Origin of the sequence: Methylobacterium platani (assembly GCF_001653715.1) — a bacterium.
GTDB lineage: Bacteria > Pseudomonadota > Alphaproteobacteria > Rhizobiales > Beijerinckiaceae > Methylobacterium > Methylobacterium platani.
Map to the genome: position 1 here is coordinate 20,237 of NZ_LWHQ01000005.1, position 15,485 is coordinate 35,721.

12 protein-coding genes are annotated in these 15,485 nt (G+C 75.0%); 8 read left to right on the forward strand and 4 right to left on the reverse strand.

Features of this window, described 5'->3' with window-relative positions; genetic code table 11:
• Positions 1-39: 39 nt before the first annotated feature.
• Positions 40-738: an HAD family hydrolase gene (locus A5481_RS01250; protein ID WP_048435938.1), complete on the reverse strand. Its 699-nt coding sequence runs from the start codon at positions 736-738 to the stop codon at positions 40-42.
• Positions 739-910: 172 nt separating this feature from the next.
• On the opposite strand from A5481_RS01250, the gene A5481_RS01255 reads away from it, so the two are divergent.
• Both A5481_RS01255 and A5481_RS01260 read left to right on the forward strand, forming a co-directional pair.
• Positions 911-1,231, forward strand: a complete 321-nt coding sequence (locus tag A5481_RS01255) for a hypothetical protein (RefSeq protein WP_048435937.1) — start codon at positions 911-913, stop codon at positions 1,229-1,231.
• 75 nt (positions 1,232-1,306) lie between these two features.
• Entirely contained in the window at positions 1,307-2,353 is a 1,047-nt protein-coding gene (locus tag A5481_RS01260) for a YeiH family protein (RefSeq protein WP_048435936.1), read from the forward strand.
• A 15-nt stretch (positions 2,354-2,368) separates the two neighbouring features.
• On the opposite strand, the gene A5481_RS01265 is transcribed toward A5481_RS01260, so the two are convergent.
• Both A5481_RS01265 and A5481_RS01270 read right to left on the reverse strand, forming a co-directional pair.
• The gene (locus A5481_RS01265) at positions 2,369-3,742 is read right to left on the reverse strand and encodes a TadE/TadG family type IV pilus assembly protein (RefSeq protein ID WP_156312001.1); all 1,374 of its coding nucleotides are present in this window, start codon (positions 3,740-3,742) and stop codon (positions 2,369-2,371) included.
• Positions 3,743-4,135: 393 nt separating this feature from the next.
• Positions 4,136-5,929: a L,D-transpeptidase family protein gene (locus A5481_RS01270; RefSeq protein ID WP_048435935.1), complete on the reverse strand. Its 1,794-nt coding sequence runs from the start codon at positions 5,927-5,929 to the stop codon at positions 4,136-4,138.
• Positions 5,930-6,112: 183 nt separating this feature from the next.
• On the opposite strand from A5481_RS01270, the gene fliF reads away from it, so the two are divergent.
• From fliF to A5481_RS01300, 6 genes are read left to right on the forward strand one after another with little or no spacing between them, the layout of a single operon-like run.
• Positions 6,113-7,816 carry a flagellar basal-body MS-ring/collar protein FliF gene (fliF, locus tag A5481_RS01275; RefSeq protein ID WP_048435934.1) on the forward strand — a complete coding sequence of 568 codons (1,704 nt, stop codon included), beginning with the start codon at positions 6,113-6,115 and terminating at the stop codon, positions 7,814-7,816.
• Positions 7,816-8,790, forward strand: coding sequence for a hypothetical protein (locus A5481_RS01280; RefSeq protein ID WP_053082518.1), 975 nt, complete (start codon positions 7,816-7,818; stop codon positions 8,788-8,790). Before fliF ends, A5481_RS01280 begins: the two co-directional genes overlap by 1 nt.
• A 1-nt stretch (position 8,791) precedes the next feature.
• Complete coding sequence (locus A5481_RS01285; RefSeq protein ID WP_048435933.1) at positions 8,792-10,123, forward strand: MotB family protein; 1,332 nt, start codon at positions 8,792-8,794, stop codon at positions 10,121-10,123.
• A complete protein-coding gene (locus A5481_RS01290; RefSeq protein WP_048435932.1) occupies positions 10,120-11,439 on the forward strand; it encodes a chemotaxis protein in 1,320 nt (439 codons plus the stop codon). Before A5481_RS01285 ends, A5481_RS01290 begins: the two co-directional genes overlap by 4 nt.
• Positions 11,436-13,991: a flagellar hook-length control protein FliK gene (gene fliK, locus A5481_RS35040; RefSeq protein ID WP_245298612.1), complete on the forward strand. Its 2,556-nt coding sequence runs from the start codon at positions 11,436-11,438 to the stop codon at positions 13,989-13,991. Before A5481_RS01290 ends, fliK begins: the two co-directional genes overlap by 4 nt.
• Positions 13,945-14,547, forward strand: a complete 603-nt coding sequence (locus A5481_RS01300) for a transglycosylase SLT domain-containing protein (protein WP_048434418.1) — start codon at positions 13,945-13,947, stop codon at positions 14,545-14,547. Before fliK ends, A5481_RS01300 begins: the two co-directional genes overlap by 47 nt.
• 173 nt (positions 14,548-14,720) lie before the next feature.
• Here the strand turns inward: A5481_RS01300 and A5481_RS01305 are convergent, their stop codons facing one another.
• Positions 14,721-15,431 (reverse strand): response regulator transcription factor, encoded by a 711-nt coding sequence (locus A5481_RS01305; RefSeq protein WP_048434419.1) that lies wholly within the window; start codon positions 15,429-15,431, stop codon positions 14,721-14,723.
• Positions 15,432-15,485 lie beyond the last annotated feature (54 nt).

A 15,485-nucleotide genomic window follows, 5' to 3' on the forward strand; every position in this document is an offset into this window, starting at 1 on the left:
GGAGGTCAATGCGAAACCGGTGCCAGGGCTCCCCGTCCCTTAACGGGACGCGGCGTCCCAGCTCTCCAGGAGATGGGGCAGCCGGGCGAATTCGTCGAAGACCCGGACGGCCCCTGCGGCCAAAAGATCCGCCCCGGCCCGGTCGTGCGCCCAGTGGCCGCCGCCGCAGAAGCCGAGGACCGGGATGCCGGCGGCGCGCGCCGCGGTGACGCCCGGCACGCTGTCCTCGATCACCACGCAGGCCTCCGGCGCCACCCCCATCTGCCCGGCGGCGTAGAGGAAGAGGTCGGGGAAGGGCTTGCCCCGCGCCACCATGGTGGCGCTGAAGACGTGGCCGTCGAAATGGGACAGGAGCCCGGTGAGCGACAGCGCGTGGCGCAGGCGCTGCGGGTCGCTGCTCGAGGCGACGCAGCGGCGCTCCGGCATCGCCTCCAGGACCGCCGCGACCCCGGCGATGGCCTCAAGCTCGGCGTCGAAGGCCCGCAGGGTGTCGGCCCGCACCGCGTCGACGAAGCCCTCGGGCGTCGGCACGCCGTAATCGGCGTCGATATGCGCCATGATCGAGGTCATGCTGGTGCCGGTGAAGCGCCGGGCCACCGTGTCGCGGTCGATCGGCACGCCGATGCGCTGCAGGGCCTCGGTCAGGCGCGCCAGGCTGATCGGCTCGCTGTCGACCAGAACCCCGTCGCAATCGAAGATCACCAGCTCCGGCCGTGCCCTGCCCGTCCTGCCGTCCATGCCGCTCCCCTTCCGTCGGTTGCGCCGCCGTGGCATGCCGGGGATACCGGGATCAACCCGCCACGGTGCCGCGCTCGCGCGCGGGCCGGCCCGTCACTTCTTGCGCCCGCAGGGGCCTCTCTCTACTCAAGGTCCCGCGCGCCCCGCTGACGGGCGCGGTCCGGAGCCCTGGATGATCCGCTTCCTGTGCCGCTGCCTCGGCCTCTTGCTCCTCGCCGCCGGCTTCGTCGGGATCGTCTATGACGGCGCCCGCTCGATCGCCAGCAACGCCGTGCTCGTCACCTCGGTCAGCGACGTCGCGGCCGCGCTGATGAAGGACCGGGCCGCGAGCCTGCAGGCCATGGCCGAGGGCGGGCAGCCGGCCCTGTGGAAGCTGCTGGGCCTCCCCTTCACGCTCTCGCCGGCGGCGCCGGTCGCCCTGGTCCTCGGCCTGGTCCTGCTCTGGCTCGGCCAGCCGCCGCGGGCCGGGATCGGCACGGATTTCCGCCCGTGAGCCCCGGCCGGCCGTCCCGCGGGACGCCCCGACGCCCCCTTCCCGAACATTCCCTACCCGCGAGCATGCCCGGCGATGCGGCCTGACACGATGGGGCGGACCGCGATCGCGGTCCTGCCCGGCCTCTCCCTGTGCGTCGCCGTCACGGCGGCGGCGAGCCTGGTCCAGGCGGCGGAGGAGCGCCTCGTCCACCACCCCTACGTCGAGGCGCTGGTGATCGCGATCCTCGCCGGCATCGCGATCCGCTCGGTCTGGGAGCCCGGGCCGCGCTGGCGCATCGGCATCGCCTTCAGCGCCAAGCAGCTGCTCGAGGTCGCCGTGATGCTGCTCGGCGCCTCGATCAGCCTGTCCGCCCTCGTCGCCTCGGGGCCGGCGCTGCTCTCGGGCATCGTCGCCACCGTGGTGATCGCGCTCGGCGCGAGCTACGCCATCGGCCGCCTGCTCGGCCTGCCGGCCCGGATGTCGATCCTGATCGCCTGCGGCAACGCCATCTGCGGCAACTCGGCCATCGCCGCGGTGGCGCCGGTGATCGGGGCGAGCGGCGACGACGTCGCCTCCTCGATCGCCTTCACGGCGATCCTCGGCGTGCTGGTGGTGCTCGGCCTGCCGCTCCTGATCCCGCTCCTCGGCACCAACCCGACCGAGTACGGCGTGCTCGCCGGCCTGACGGTCTACGCGGTGCCGCAGGTGCTCGCCGCCACCGTGCCGGTGAGCCTCGTCAGCACCCAGGTCGGGACGCTGGTCAAGCTCGTGCGGGTGCTGATGCTCGGGCCGGTGGTGCTCGGCCTGTCGCTCGTCGCCTCGCGCCTGCGCGACGAGCCCGGCGCGCGGGCGGGGGCGCCGCGCAAGCTCGGCTTCTTCAAGCTGGTGCCGTGGTTCATCCTCGGGTTCCTGGGCCTCGCGGCCGCCCGCTCGCTCGGCCTCGTGCCCGATGCGGCCCTCGCGCCGCTCACCCGGGTCGCCGGCATCCTGACGGTGATCGCCATGGCGGCGCTCGGCCTCGGCGTCGACGTGCGGGTGGTGGCCCGGGTCGGCGGCCGGGTGACGCTCGCGGTCACCGCCTCGCTCGGCGTCCTGCTCCTCGTCAGCATCGCGCTGGTGCGGGGTCTCGGGGTCTCGTGAGCCGGGGCGCCGGCCTCAGTTCCGAAGCGCCGCCATCCCGGATTTCGGCCCGACCCCGTCGGGGACCGGCACCGAGGTCGCGCCGTAATTCGCGTTGAGGGTGAGGTTGGGGCCCTCGTAGAGGTTGATCTGCCGCGCGACGATCACCGTGTAGGCCGACTGGTCGGCGACCGGCCGGCTGCTGTCGACGATGAGCCGGCCCGCCGGCAGGTAGATCGTGCCCAGCATCGTGCGGGCGTTGTCGCTGATGATGCGGTACTGGCGCATCGGCGGCGCCGGGCCCGGCGGGGGCGGGGGCGGCGGCGTCAGGTCGATGTCGATCGGGACCGGGATCGGGTTCGCGACGGTGCGGCTCTCGGCCATCAGCAGGCCGGCCATCAGGCCGCCCGTCGGCGCGGTCAGGCTGATCGTGGTGTCCTTGTCGAACAGCATCCCGCCCTTGTTGCCGGTGAAGAAGAACGCCACGCCCTGGCCGGACATGCTGGCCTTCTTGTCGACGACCAGGGGGCCGTCCTTCATGATGTAGGTGCCGGGGCGCAGGGCGACGATGGCGGTCTCGGTGATGTGCAGGCCGCCGCAATAGGTGCCGGGATCGAGCGTGATGGTGGCCGTCACCACGTTGGTGTGCCGCGACTGCGACTTCGCGGCGGGATCGGCGTTCGGGCTCAGCACCAGGCAGTCGAGGTCCGGCGTCGGCAGCGGGCGGTCCTTCAGCGGGTCGCCGATCGGCGTGCAGTCGGTGATCGGCGCCGGCGTGAACAGCGCCTTGGCGCCGTCGAAGCCGCCGGCCGAGCAGATCGAAAGCGCCCGGGCCGTCGCGCTGTCCTTGCCCTGGAGGCCGCTCGGGCTCGTCGAGTTCGAGTAGAGCGTGCAGCCCTCGGCGGTGACCTTCGCGTTCTTCTCGAGGTCGAACGCCCCCTTGGCCGAGGGGTCGAGGGCGAGCAGGCACAGGCGGACGGAGCCAACGAGCTGCGCCGTCGCGCGGACGATGAGGGTGGTCGAGGGCAGGCTGAGCAGCTTGCCCATGATCGACGGGACCGTCTCCTCGATCACCGTCGACACCGAGCTGCGGCTGTCGCCGACCGTGGCCGTGACGGTGCTGCGCCGGTCGGCCGGCGTGCGCGCCTGCGCGTCGACCGCCTGCCGGGCGATGCTCGTCACCGAGGCATCGTCGGAATTGGCGAGCTTGAGCATGTTGGCGCCGACGAGCGCCCCGGCATCGGCGGCGGTCTGCAGCTGCGCCCTGCGGTAGAGGAGGCGGCCGTACTCGACGGCGGCGCTCACCGATCCGAGCAGCAGCGGCAGCGCGACCGCGAAGGCGATCAGGAAGACCCCGCGGCGGTCGCGCGCGAAGGGCCGGAGCGGGAGGCGGCCGGGCAGCGGCCTCATCGACGGAGATGAGCGGCCGTCACGGGCCGGCGGGGGATGCGGTGCGTCATGCTGGCTCGGAAGGCCCGGGCGACGGGTGCGGACGGGCGCGTGCCCTGCGCCGTCGCGAGTTCGAGCCGTGCCATCGATTCGTGAAGAATCCGTACCCGGCGTGAGTATGGGGCGGTACGGCGGCGACGGGGATGCCGCCCCCGGCGGGACGGATCGTCCCCGTCCGGCGATCCGCCGGCCCGACCGGGCGGCCGGTGCACGGCCGGCCTCAATCGAGGGCGGCGACGACGCTCTCGATCGGCAGGAACAGCATGCGGCTGTCCTGGGGATGCGCGACGAACTCGGCGCAGCGGCGAGAGCAACGCTTCGCCGCCTCGTCCTTCGGGCCAGCGGGCGCCCGGATCAGGCCGGGGGAACGGCGCGCCGCTCGGCCGACGGGGTCGCCTTCGCGCCCGGTGCCGCGGGAGCCGGAATTCCCCTGGCGGCGGGCTTCGGCGCGGCCTTGGCCCGTGCGGCGCTTCCCGCGTCGTCGGGCTTCGCCGGGGCGGATCGGCCCGGCGCCGCATCGGTCGCGCCGGCCTTGCTGTCGCCCGCCTTGGTGTCGCCCGCCTTGTCGCCTCCCTTGACCGCGCCCGCCTTCGCCGGAGCGGCCCTGGCCGGCTTGGCGAGCGCCCCGGTCACCGCCGGCTCCGCCGGCTTGCCGGTGTCGAGGCCGTAGACGTCGTCGCGAAAATGCACCCGGCCGTCCGGGGTGGCGTAGCCGGTGAGGTAGACGAAGGTCACCGGGATGGGCTTGGCCAGCTTGATGTCGCGGCGCTCGCCGGTGGCGATGCCGGTCTCGATCTCCATCGGCCCCCAGGTCGAGCCGGTGCCGTTCGGGCCCGGCGTGCCCTCGAGCAGCCAGCCGACCAGCGCCTTCACGTCGGCGACGCGCACGCAGCCCGAGGAGTGGAAGCGCACGTCGCGCGAGAACAGCCCCTTCGAGGGCGTGTCGTGCATGTAGACCGCGTGCCGGTTCGGCATGTCGATCCGCACCTGGCCGAGCGAGTTGTCGAAGCCCGGATCCTGGCGCAGGGTGTAGTTCACCGCCCGCCCGGTCGACCAGTCGACGGCGGTCGGCTGCACCTCCTGGCCCTGGCCGTCGAGCATGCGGATGTGCATCTTGGCGAGGTAGCCCGGATCCTTGCGCATGTGCGGGATGATGTCCTTCTTGATGAGGGACACCGGCACGGTCCAGGTCGGGTTGAAGTTGATGTTGGTGATCCGCGTCTCGACCGCCGGGGAGGGGCGGTCGGGCTTGCCCACCACGGCGACGTAGCGGCGCGCCACGCCGCCGTGATCCACCGCCTCGACGGCCGCCGCCGGGATGTTGACCACGACGTAGCGGTCGCCGAAGGCGAAGCTCGACCCGATCAGCCGGTTGGCCGAGGCCGCGAGCTGGCGCTGGCGCACGCTCGCCGGCACGTTGAGGGCGGCCACGGTCTGGCGGCCGAGGAGCCCGGTCTCGGCGAGGTTGTGCCGGGCCTGGAAGCGCTTGAGCGCCGCGACGAGGCCGGCATCGAGCGCGTCGGTCTCCGGCCCGCCGGGGGCCAGATCCTCGGTCAGGACGAGATGGCGGCGCAAGGCCGGCACCGCCGGGTTGCGCTCGCCGGGCTTGAGCGTCAGCTCGGCCGGCAGCGGCTGCCAGCCGCCGGCCTCGACCAGGGCCTGGTAGCGCTCGGCCGCCCGCAGGGTGTCGAGGAAGGTCGCCGGGGTCAGGGTCGGGGTGGTGTCCTGCGACATCCGCGCCACCACGAGCGGCGGCAGCTCGCGCGAGACTTTTTTGGGAGCGGGCTTGCCTTCGCCGGCCGCGGGCTTGCCATCCGCGGGCCTGGTTTCGACGGCCCTGGGCTCGCCCGTCCGCGGGGCGGCGCCGGGCTGGATCGGGCCGACGCTCAGGGGCGCCGCGCCGCCGGGCGGGGCCTCGGGCGCGGGCGCCGCCTCGCGCCGGGCGGGCTCGACCGGCGCCGGCGGCACGGGGGCGGCCTGAACCCCGGCAGCTTGAGCCGCGGAAGCTTGTGCCGTGGCAGCCTGGCCCGGCACCGGGGCGGGCGGCACCGGGGGGGCGGGCTCGATCGCCGCAGCGAGCCCGGTGCCGAGCACCCAGGCGAAGGCCGCCGCCGAGGGCAGGCACGGAAACGCAACACGCAACACCATCACCGGCCTCGGACAAGGACGCCCCCCAGGATGGTCATGCCAGGGTTACCAAAAGCCTGCCGGCCTGACTCGGGGGCCGCCGGGCGCCCCGGCGCCGGCGCCGCCGCAACCTCCGCACAAGGCTGGGGCGCCACAGAGCGCTGAGGCAGTGTCGCCTGTGCTGGGACGGGATTGGCGCAAGGGATGTCCGGTCGCGAGCAAGCCGAGAGGCTGTGGAGCAACATCGTCGAACTCGGCCCCCGGCGCATCGCCGCCCTGGGGCTGATCGGCCTCGTGGTGTTCCTGGCGGTGGGCCTGGGGGCCTACTACCTGAGCCGGCCGGCGCAGGAGACGCTCTATACCGGCCTGTCCCGCGAGGACGTCGCCCGCATCGGCGGCGTGCTCAAGGATGCGGGCATCCGCTTCGACGTCAGCGCCGACGGCGCCGCGGTGCTGGTGCCCTACGGCAATACCGCCCAGGCCCGGATGCTGCTCGCCGAGAAGGGTCTGCCGCAGAGCTCGAAGTCGGGCTACGAGCTGTTCAACGACCTCGGCTCGCTCGGCATGACCTCGTTCATGCAGGAGGTGACCCGGGTTCGCGCCCTCGAGGGCGAGATCGCCCGCACGATCCAGGGCATGAAGGGCGTGCGCGCGGCGCGGGTCCACATCGTGCTGCCCGAGCGCGGCTCGTTCCGGCGCGACCAGCAGCCCCCTTCCGCCTCCGTGGTGGTGCGCACCGAGCCCGCCGACGACCGCAGCGGAGCCCAGGCGATCCGCCAGCTCGTCGCCTCGGCGATCCCCGGCATGAAGCCCGACCGGGTGACGGTGATCGGCGCCGACGGCACCCTGCTGCTGTCGGGCGACGACGGCGGCCAGGCCCCGACCGGCAAGATGGCGAGCCTGGAGAAGGACGTCAGCCGCGAGGTGCAGGACCGGATCCGCCGGGCGCTGACGCCCTATCTCGGCCTCGGCAACTTCGAGGTCAGCGTCGCGGCCCAGCTCAACACCGACAAGACCTCGACCAACGAGACGATCTACAACCCCGACCAGCAGGTCGCCCGCTCGGTCCGCTCGACCCGCGAGAACGAGAACAGCCAGAACCGCAGCGCCCAGCGGCCGACCAGCGCGCAGCAGAACCTGCCCGATCAGCGCACCCGCTCGGACGGCAACGACACCGCCAGCAACGAGACCTCCAAGAAGGAGGACCTCACCAACTACGAGATCTCCCAGAAGGTGATCCAGACGGTGAGCGACGGCTACGCCATGAAGCACCTCTCGGTGGCGGTGCTGGTCAACCGCTCGCGCCTCGCCGCGCAGGCCGGCCAGCCGGGCCAGCCGAACCCGGACGCGGCGAGCGTCAACCTCGACAAGCAGATCGCCGAGATCGAGCAGATCGTCGCCTCGGCGGCCGGCGCCAGCAAGGAGCGCGGCGACACGGTCAAGGTCGCGGCGGTGGGCTTCATCAACGACGGCCAGGCCCTCGAGCCGGTCCCGCCGCTCAGCATCGCCGACGTGATGGTGCGCCAGTCCGCCACCCTCATCAACGCGGCCACCATCCTGGTGGTGGCCGGCCTCCTGATCTGGTTCGGCCTGCGCCCGGCGCTCCGCGCCATCCTGGCGGTGCCGGAGGCGGCCCAGACCGAGATGGCGGCGCTCGAGGCCGCGGGTGCCGCCGCCCTGCCGGGCGCCGCGGAGGCGGGCGCCCTGCCGGCGCCGGGCGGCGTCATCCCGGGCCAGCCGGCGCTCGCCGGGCCGGAGGGCATGCCCGCCATGGCCAGCCTGATCGACAGCATGGCCGAGCAGGCCGCCCGCTCGCCGCAGAAGCGCCTGGAGCAGATGATCGACCTCAACGAGGAGCAGGTCGCCGCCATCCTCAAGCGCTGGCTGCTGCGTGAGGAGCCGGCCTGATGAGCGCGGTGATCGCCCGCTACCTGCCGGAATTCCCGCCGGACGAGGTCCCCGCGCCGGTGCAGGTCAAGGGGCCGGCGCAGGACAAGGGGGCGGCGCAGGCTCCCGCGCTGCCGTCTCCCCGGGCGCAGGGCGCGAACCCGGCCTCCCCGACCTTCGGCGATCCCTGGGCCGGCCTCGCCCGCGCGCCGCTCCGGGACGCGCCGGAGGCCGGACCGGTCGCGCCGGCCCGGGCCGGATCGCCCGACGGCGTGCCCGGGAACCCGGTCGAGAGCCTGGTGCAGAACCTGGCCGAGGTCTGGCGCGAGGGCCTGCACGCGCTCGTCGCCCCGTCATCCGCGCCGCCGTCCTTCGCCGAGCCGTCCGCCACCTGGGCGCCCGCCACCCGGCCGTCCGGTCCCGATCCCGTGGCGACCAACCCCCTGGTCAAGCCGCCCGCGCAGAAGCGCGAGACCCCGGAGGAGCGCGCGGCGCTCATCGCCGAGGCCGAGGCGCGCGGCCGGCTCCAGGGCCTGGCCGAGGCGCGGCAGGAAGCCGAGACCGCCCGCCTGCAGGCCGCCGAGGCGGCGGAGGCCCGCCTCGCCGAGGCGCGCCGGCACTGGAGCGAGGCCGAGGCCGCGGCGCTCGCGGACGGCTTCTCGGCGGCTTTGCGCGCCCTCGACGCGGCCCTCTCGGACCGGATCGCCCGGCTGCTGGTGCCGGTGCTGACCGACGCGCTGCGCCGCCGGGCCGTCGCCGAGCTGAGCGGCGCCCTGGCGCGGCTCCTCGCCGAGCCGCAGGCCGCCAACGTCCGGGTGAGCGGACCCGAGGACCTGCTGGCGGCCCTCGCCGCGCGGCTCGGGCCGCTCGCCGCTGCCGTGTCGTTCACCCCGGCCGAGACCGCCGAGGTGCAGGTGAGCGCCGACCAGACCGTGATCGATACCCAGCTCGGCGCCTGGACGCGCCTCATCGCGGCGGCGGTGGCGGAGACCTGAGATGTCCGAAGGCCACCAGGAAATCATCATCATCAAGCGCCACGGCGACCACGAGGAGGGTCATCACGGCGGCGCCTGGAAGATCGCGCTCGCCGACTTCATGACCGCCATGATGGCGCTGTTCCTGGTGATGTGGCTGATCAATTCGACCAGCAAGGAGCAGAAGCAGACCATCGCCGAGTACTTCAACCCGGTGAAGCTCGCCGAGGTCACCCACGACAAGAAGGGCCTGCGCGATCCCCACGACACCCCCTCCGAGCCCGGCGCCGAGGGCGGCAAGGCCGAGGGCAGGGGGGGTGAGGGCAAGGGCGAGGGGAAGGGCGAGGGCAAGGCCGGCGACAAGGCGAGCGAGGCCGCGCCGGGCAGCCGGGCGCGGGAATCGGCCCTGTTCCAGGACCCCTACGCGGTGCTGGCGCGCCTCTCCGCCGAGGCCGATCGCGGCGACACGGCGAGCGCCGACGCGGCGGCGCTCGAGACCGGCCAGCCCGGCATCAGCGGCGGCGACGCGGCGCGCGATCCGTTCGACCCGCTCTACTGGCAGGTCGAGCCGCTGCCGCGCCACCGCACCGAGCGGCCCGGCAAGGTCGGCACCGCCGTGGCGGCGCCGGCGGAGAACCGCCTCGATGCCGGCGGCCAGGTGGCCGCCGCGGGCAAGGCCCGGGACGCGGCGCGCGACCCGAAGGACGCGCCCGTCCGCGTCGCCTCGGCCGAGGACGGGCTGCCGCTCACCCCGCGGGATCCGGTCAAGGACCCGGTCAAGGATCAATCCAGGGACGCGGCGAAGGTCGCGGCCCTCAAGGATCCGGCGCCCAAGGACGCCGCGAAGGATCAGCCCAAGGAGCAATCCAGGGACAGGGCGGCCGAGACCGCCGCGGTCGCCGCGATGAAGGCCGAGATCGCCAAGGCGGTGGCGCCGCTCGCCACCGGCACGCCGGTGCCGAAGGTCGAGGTGCGCCGCTCCGGCGAGGGCATCCTGATCAGCATCACCGACGAGATCGACTTCAGCATGTTCGGCATCGGCTCGGCCGAGCCGACCCCGAAGGTGGTGCGGGCGATCGAGACGATCGCCAAGGTGATCAACGCCCGGCCCGGCCGCATCGTGGTCCGCGGCCACACCGATGCGCGGCCGTTCCGCTCCGAGACCTACGACAACTGGCGCCTGTCGAGCGCCCGGGCGCAGATGGCCGCCTACATGCTGGTGCGCGGCGGCGTCGACGAATCGCGGATCGAGCGGATCGAGGGCTACGCCGACCGCCAGCCGCGCAACCCGGCCGACCCGAAGGCGGCGGAGAACCGGCGCATCGAGATCCTGGTCCGGGGGCTGCCCGAATGAGCCGCCTCGGCCCCGGCCTGGCGCTCGCCGGGTTCCTCCTCGCGGCCGGGCCGATCGCCGCGACCGGGCCGGCCCGCGCCGCGGACGGCCACGGCGACGCCCATGCCGCGCCGGCCGCCGACGCGCATGGCGGCGGCGGGCATGGCGGCGGCGGGCATGGTGATGGGGGCGGCCACGGCGCGCCGGCCAAGCCGATCGAGCCGCTGCCGGTCGCGCCCCGCGGCGTGCCGGTCGAGATGGTGCGCACGCTCCAGCTGCTGCAGGACCGCATCGCCCGCGGCTCGACCCAGGCCCACCTCGCCCAGCGCCAGCTCCTCGGCCATATCGAGCAGCGCCTCGCCGCCCTCGAGCCCGAGACCTGGGCCGTCCCCGGGAACGTGCGGGCGGCCGTCACCTTCGCGCTGAGCGGCGGCGGGCCGGGGCTCCTGCGGCGGATGCTCGAGACGGCGAAGCTGCCGGAGGGCGATTCGCCCCTGGTGCTCGGCGCGCTCGCCTATCTCGAGGGCCGCGAGCGCGAGGCCCGCACCCTGCTCGGCCGCTTCGACGCGCGGCTCCAGCCCCCCGGCCTCGCCGGCCAGCTCGCCCTGACCCAGGCGGCGGTGACGGTGCGCGAGGCGCCCCGCAAGGCGATCGAGCTCCTCGACCTCGCGCGGCTGCTCGCTCCCGGGACCCTGGTGGAGGAGGGCGCGCTGCGCCGCGAGATCTTCATCCACGCCCAGGGCGGGGATGCGACCCGTTTCGAGACCCTGTCGATCCAGTACCTGCGCCGGTTCCGGCGCTCGGTCTATGCCGGCAACTTCCGCCAGCGCTTCGCGACCGCGCTGACCCGGCTCGACTTCGACAGCGACCGTGCCCGCATCACCCGGCTCGAGCGGATGCTCGACGAGATCGAGCCGGGCGAGCGGCGCGACCTCTACCTGCTGGTCGCCCGGGCCGGGCTGGAGCAGGGCCGGCGCGAGACCGCGATCTTCGCGGCCGAGCGGGCGCTGAGCCTCGCCGGCCCCGACAGCGAGCCCGCCGCCCGGGCCCGGCTCTACCGCGCCGCCGCCCTCATCGTGGTGGACGGGCGCTACGAGGAGGGGCTCGAATCCCTGCGCGGCGTCGACCGGGCGGGGCTCGATCCGTCGGATCGCGCGCTGCTCGATGCCGCGCTCTCCACCGCCGGCCAGATCCGCGGCGGCGCCCCGCCGGCCCCGCCGGTCGCCGACGCCGCCGCGCCCGCCGGCCGGCGCCAGATTCCCGAGGCCGCGTCGATCGCCCGGGCGCGGGAAGCGCTCGCCCAGGTCGACCGGATGATCGACAGGACCGACCCGTGACCCCACTCGACGCGATGCCGACAGGCGTGAGGCCGCGCCTCGACGGCGCCCGCCGGCCCGGCGAGCCGACCGGCCCCGGGGTCGGCCCCGGATTCGACGCCGTCCTCGAACGGCTCGAGAGCCGCGACCCCGCCGGCCCGCCGGAGGCCGATCCGGCCCCGCAGGAGGCGGCCGCGCAAAAACCGGCCCCGCAAGACCCGACTCCGCGCGGCGAGGCGCCGCGTCCCGCGACCCTGGGCGCGCTCCTCGCCGGCACGGTCCCGGCGGCGCCCCTCCGGACGGGCGCGGCGGACATCGCCGCCCTGATGGAGCGGGCCGCCGGCCGCGCGGCGACCGATCCGGGCGCGGTACCAAGCCCCGCGGGCACGATACCGAGCCCCGCGGGCACGGTCCCGAGCCCCGTGGGCAAGGCGCCGAGCCTCGCGACCGCCCCGGCCGTGCCGCCCGTCGCGCCGGGCGCGATCCCCTCCGCCGGACCGGGCCTCACCGCCGCGGTCGCATCGGCCACCGCGCCGTCGGCCGTCGTCCCGACGGGAGACCAGATGCCGGTCGCCGAGCCGGCTGAGGGCCTGCCGACCCCCGTCCCGCCGCCCGCCGTCCGGCCGCAGCCGGATTCCGCGGCGCCCGCGTTGCCGCTGCGGCCGGACGCGGCCCCCCGTCACGGCGACCGCACGCACGGGCCGCGGATCTCCGCGGACGGCGGTGGCGCCGCAGGTCCGGAGGACGATGCGACGTCCGAGGCCGGATCGCCCTCCGCCTCGGCCGACACCGTCCCGCTCGCGGCCTCGTTCACCGCGGTGGTCTGGCCCGTGCGCCTCGAGGCCGCCGTCCCGGCGCCCGTCCCCGGACAGCCGGGCCCGGCGGCGCAGACGTCCGGCCCCGCGGCCGATCCGGCACCCGCCGGGCCGCTGCCGGCCGTCGTGCAGGCGATCGTCGGGGCCGCGTCCCGACCGATCGCGGCCGTGATCGCTCAGGAAACCCATTTCGCCCCGGTCGCGATGCCGTCCGCCGGCGCGGCCCGATCCGCGGCGGCGGAGCCGGCCTCGCTTGCTGCACCCGCCCTTGCCGCACCCGCCCTTGCCGCGGTGGTGCAGGGCGTCGCTGTGCCGGATCCCGCCCCGATCGCCGCCTCCCTCCCGCGGCCGGCGGACCCATCCCCGGCCCCCTCCGCTCCCGCGGCTCCGGCACCTGTCGCCCCCGCCCCGATCGCCGCCGGGCTGGCCGCGGCGCTCGCCCGTGTCCCGACCCCGCCGATTCCGTCGTCGGCCGCCGCGGTGCCCGGCTCCGCTCCGCCGGTTTCCGCGGCTTCCCCGATTCCGGTCGCTGCCAGTCCGGCTGCGCTCCCGGCCGTCGCGGCACACGCGGCCGCCCGGTCGCCGCTCCCGGACGGGACGGACGTGCAGCCTGCGGAAGACCGGTCCGCTGCGGCGCCCGCTCCTGCCCGCCCGGCTCCGGCCTCGACCGGCCCGGCGGCACCTCAGGCGGCATCGCAGCCGGTCCGGGAGGCCCCGCCCGCGACCCCGTCTCCGCTGCCGGCCAGCCACACCCTCGAAGCCCCGCCCGCTGCGTCGCCCCAGGTCTCGCTCTCGACCCAGGCCCCGCCCGCAGCCCAGGCCCCGCCCGCAGCCCAGGTCCTGCCCGCAGCCCAGGTCCTGCCCGCAGCCCAGGTCCTGCCCGCAGCCCAGGCCCCGCCCGCAGCCCAGGCGTCTCCCATGGCCCAGGCACCCGCCACGGGTGGCGGAGCGTCGTCCGGGACCGCCGAGGTCGCGGAGCGCCTCGGGGCTCGCCCGGAGACGGCCGAATCGACCCGGACGGCGCAGCCGCTGCGTCCCGTCGAGACCGAGCGCCCCGCCTCCGAGGTGCGGCTCTCGCCCGAGGCCAAGCTCGCTCCCGGGGCCGGAGCGACGGCATCCGCCGAGCGTCGCGCCGAGGGGGCGTCGGATCCTGCGGTCGTGGTGTCGGCCCCGCCTGCCGCCGAGGCCGCCGCCCCGGCGCCGACGGCCCTGCCCGCCGCCACCCTGCGCCAGATCGCCGACGCGGTGACGTCGGGCGCCGCGTCCCTGCCGGATTCCGCCGCGCTCCGGGCCGGGGCGGCCGCCGCTTCCCTCAGCGCCGCCGCCCAGGCGGAGGGGCCGCTGCGGCTCCTCACGCTGCAGTTGCGCCCGGCCGAGCTCGGCCAGGTCCTGGTCCGGATGCGGCTCCAGGACGGTCGCCTCGAGATGAGCCTGCGGGCCGAGCGCGAGGAGACGGCGGAGCTGCTGCGGCGCGACGGCGGCCTGCTGACCGCCCTGGTGCGCGAGGCCGGCTACCAGCCCGACCTCGTCACCGTAGAGGCCGGGCGCGTGCCGGGCCAGGAGACCCCGGCCCCGAGCGGCGCGCCCGGCGGCAACCCGTCCCTGCCGGCCTTCGCCGGCGGGCAGCAGGGCGGCGCGAGCCCGGACCAGCCGGCCCGCCGCACCCCCGACGCGCCCGAGGAAGGCGGACGCCGGACCATGGAGCAGAAAGATGAAGCGCATTCCGGCGATCGCGACCGCGGCGGCCTGTACCTTTAGCGCCGTCACCGGCGTCCATGCCGCCGCGACGGTCTCGGGTGCCGCCAAGGCGCCGCTGCCGGCGACCGGCAACGTCTGCGAGCAGCAGATGGCCCAAGCGGCCGCCCGCCACGGCGTGCCGCTGGGCATGCTCTACGCCGTCGGCCTGACCGAGAGCGGCAACCGCGGCTCGCTGCAGCCCTTCGCGATGAACATCGGCGGCAAGGCCTATTTCGGCGCGAGCGCCGCCGACGTGATCCGCCGCCTGGGCGAGGCGCAGGCCAGCGGCGTACGCCTGGTCGATCTCGGCTGCATGCAGATCAACCACCACTACCACCGGGCGAAGTTCGCCTCGATCGAGGCGATGATCGACCCGCGCCAGAACGTCGAGTACGCGACGACCTTCCTCAAGGAACTCAAGGCCCGGGAGGGCAGCTGGACCCTGGCGGTGGCGCGCTACCATGCGGGGCCGAACAACAACCCGGCGCAGAAGCAGTATGTCTGCCGGGTGATCGCCAACATGGTGGCGAGCGGCTTCGGCCAGTGGACTCCGGGGGCCAGGACGTTCTGCAAGTGACGACGATTCGCCGGCGAGGGCGCTCGACCGGCACGACGCCGGTTGCCCCGGCGCCGCATCCTGCCCCTGCGTCAGCTACGCAGTCTGCGGGGATCGACGGGCGGGGCGTCCCCCGTTAAGTCCTTGCGAAGCCGTGGCGCGGGACGGCGGGCGACGGGCCGGTCGCCCACGTCTCAGCCGACATAGGTGTAGCCGATGTAGCGCTTGGCCTCGATCGGGTCGTGGCCGAGCTGCAGGGCCAGCTTCTTGCGCAGCTTGCTGACGTGTCCCTCGACCACGCTCTCCTCGGCGCCGTCGCTGTAGACGCCGTAGACGCCGTTGAAGAGCTGGGTCTTGGTCACCCGCCGGCCGCGGTTGCGGACCAGGAATTCCAGGATGTGCCGCTCGCGCCGCGGCAGCGAGAGGGGCACGCCGTCGATCTCGGGGTCGCGCCCGTCGAAGAACACCCGCAGCCGCTCGGGGCCCGGCTCGCCCGGCGGCGGCTCCGGCGCGGCGCCGTCCGGGTCGCTCCGGGCCGACGCGCCGTTGACCCGGCGCCAGATCGCCTCGGCCCGGGCCAGGATCTCGCGGACATGGACGGGCTTGGGGAGCACGTCGTCGATGCCGGCGTCGAACAGCACCAGGGTCTGCTCGAGCGAGCGCGAATCGGCGAGCGCGATGATCGGCGCGCGCGACTGGCGGCGGATCGCGCTCGCGCAGCGCGCGCGCTCCTCGAAATCGCCGAGCAGGAAGCCCTGGACCGCGTCGAGGTCGCTGCGGGACGCCGACTCGATCCAGCTCGTGAATTCCTCCGGCGACAACGGAAAGGAAGAAACTCCTTCCCGGTCGAATCCGGCCTTGAAGCCCGCATTCACTGATTTCCTGGCGTCGACCAAGAAATACATCTGTCGTACCCTCATCGAGCCGGGCCGGACGGCGCCGAGATGCGCCGCACCAAC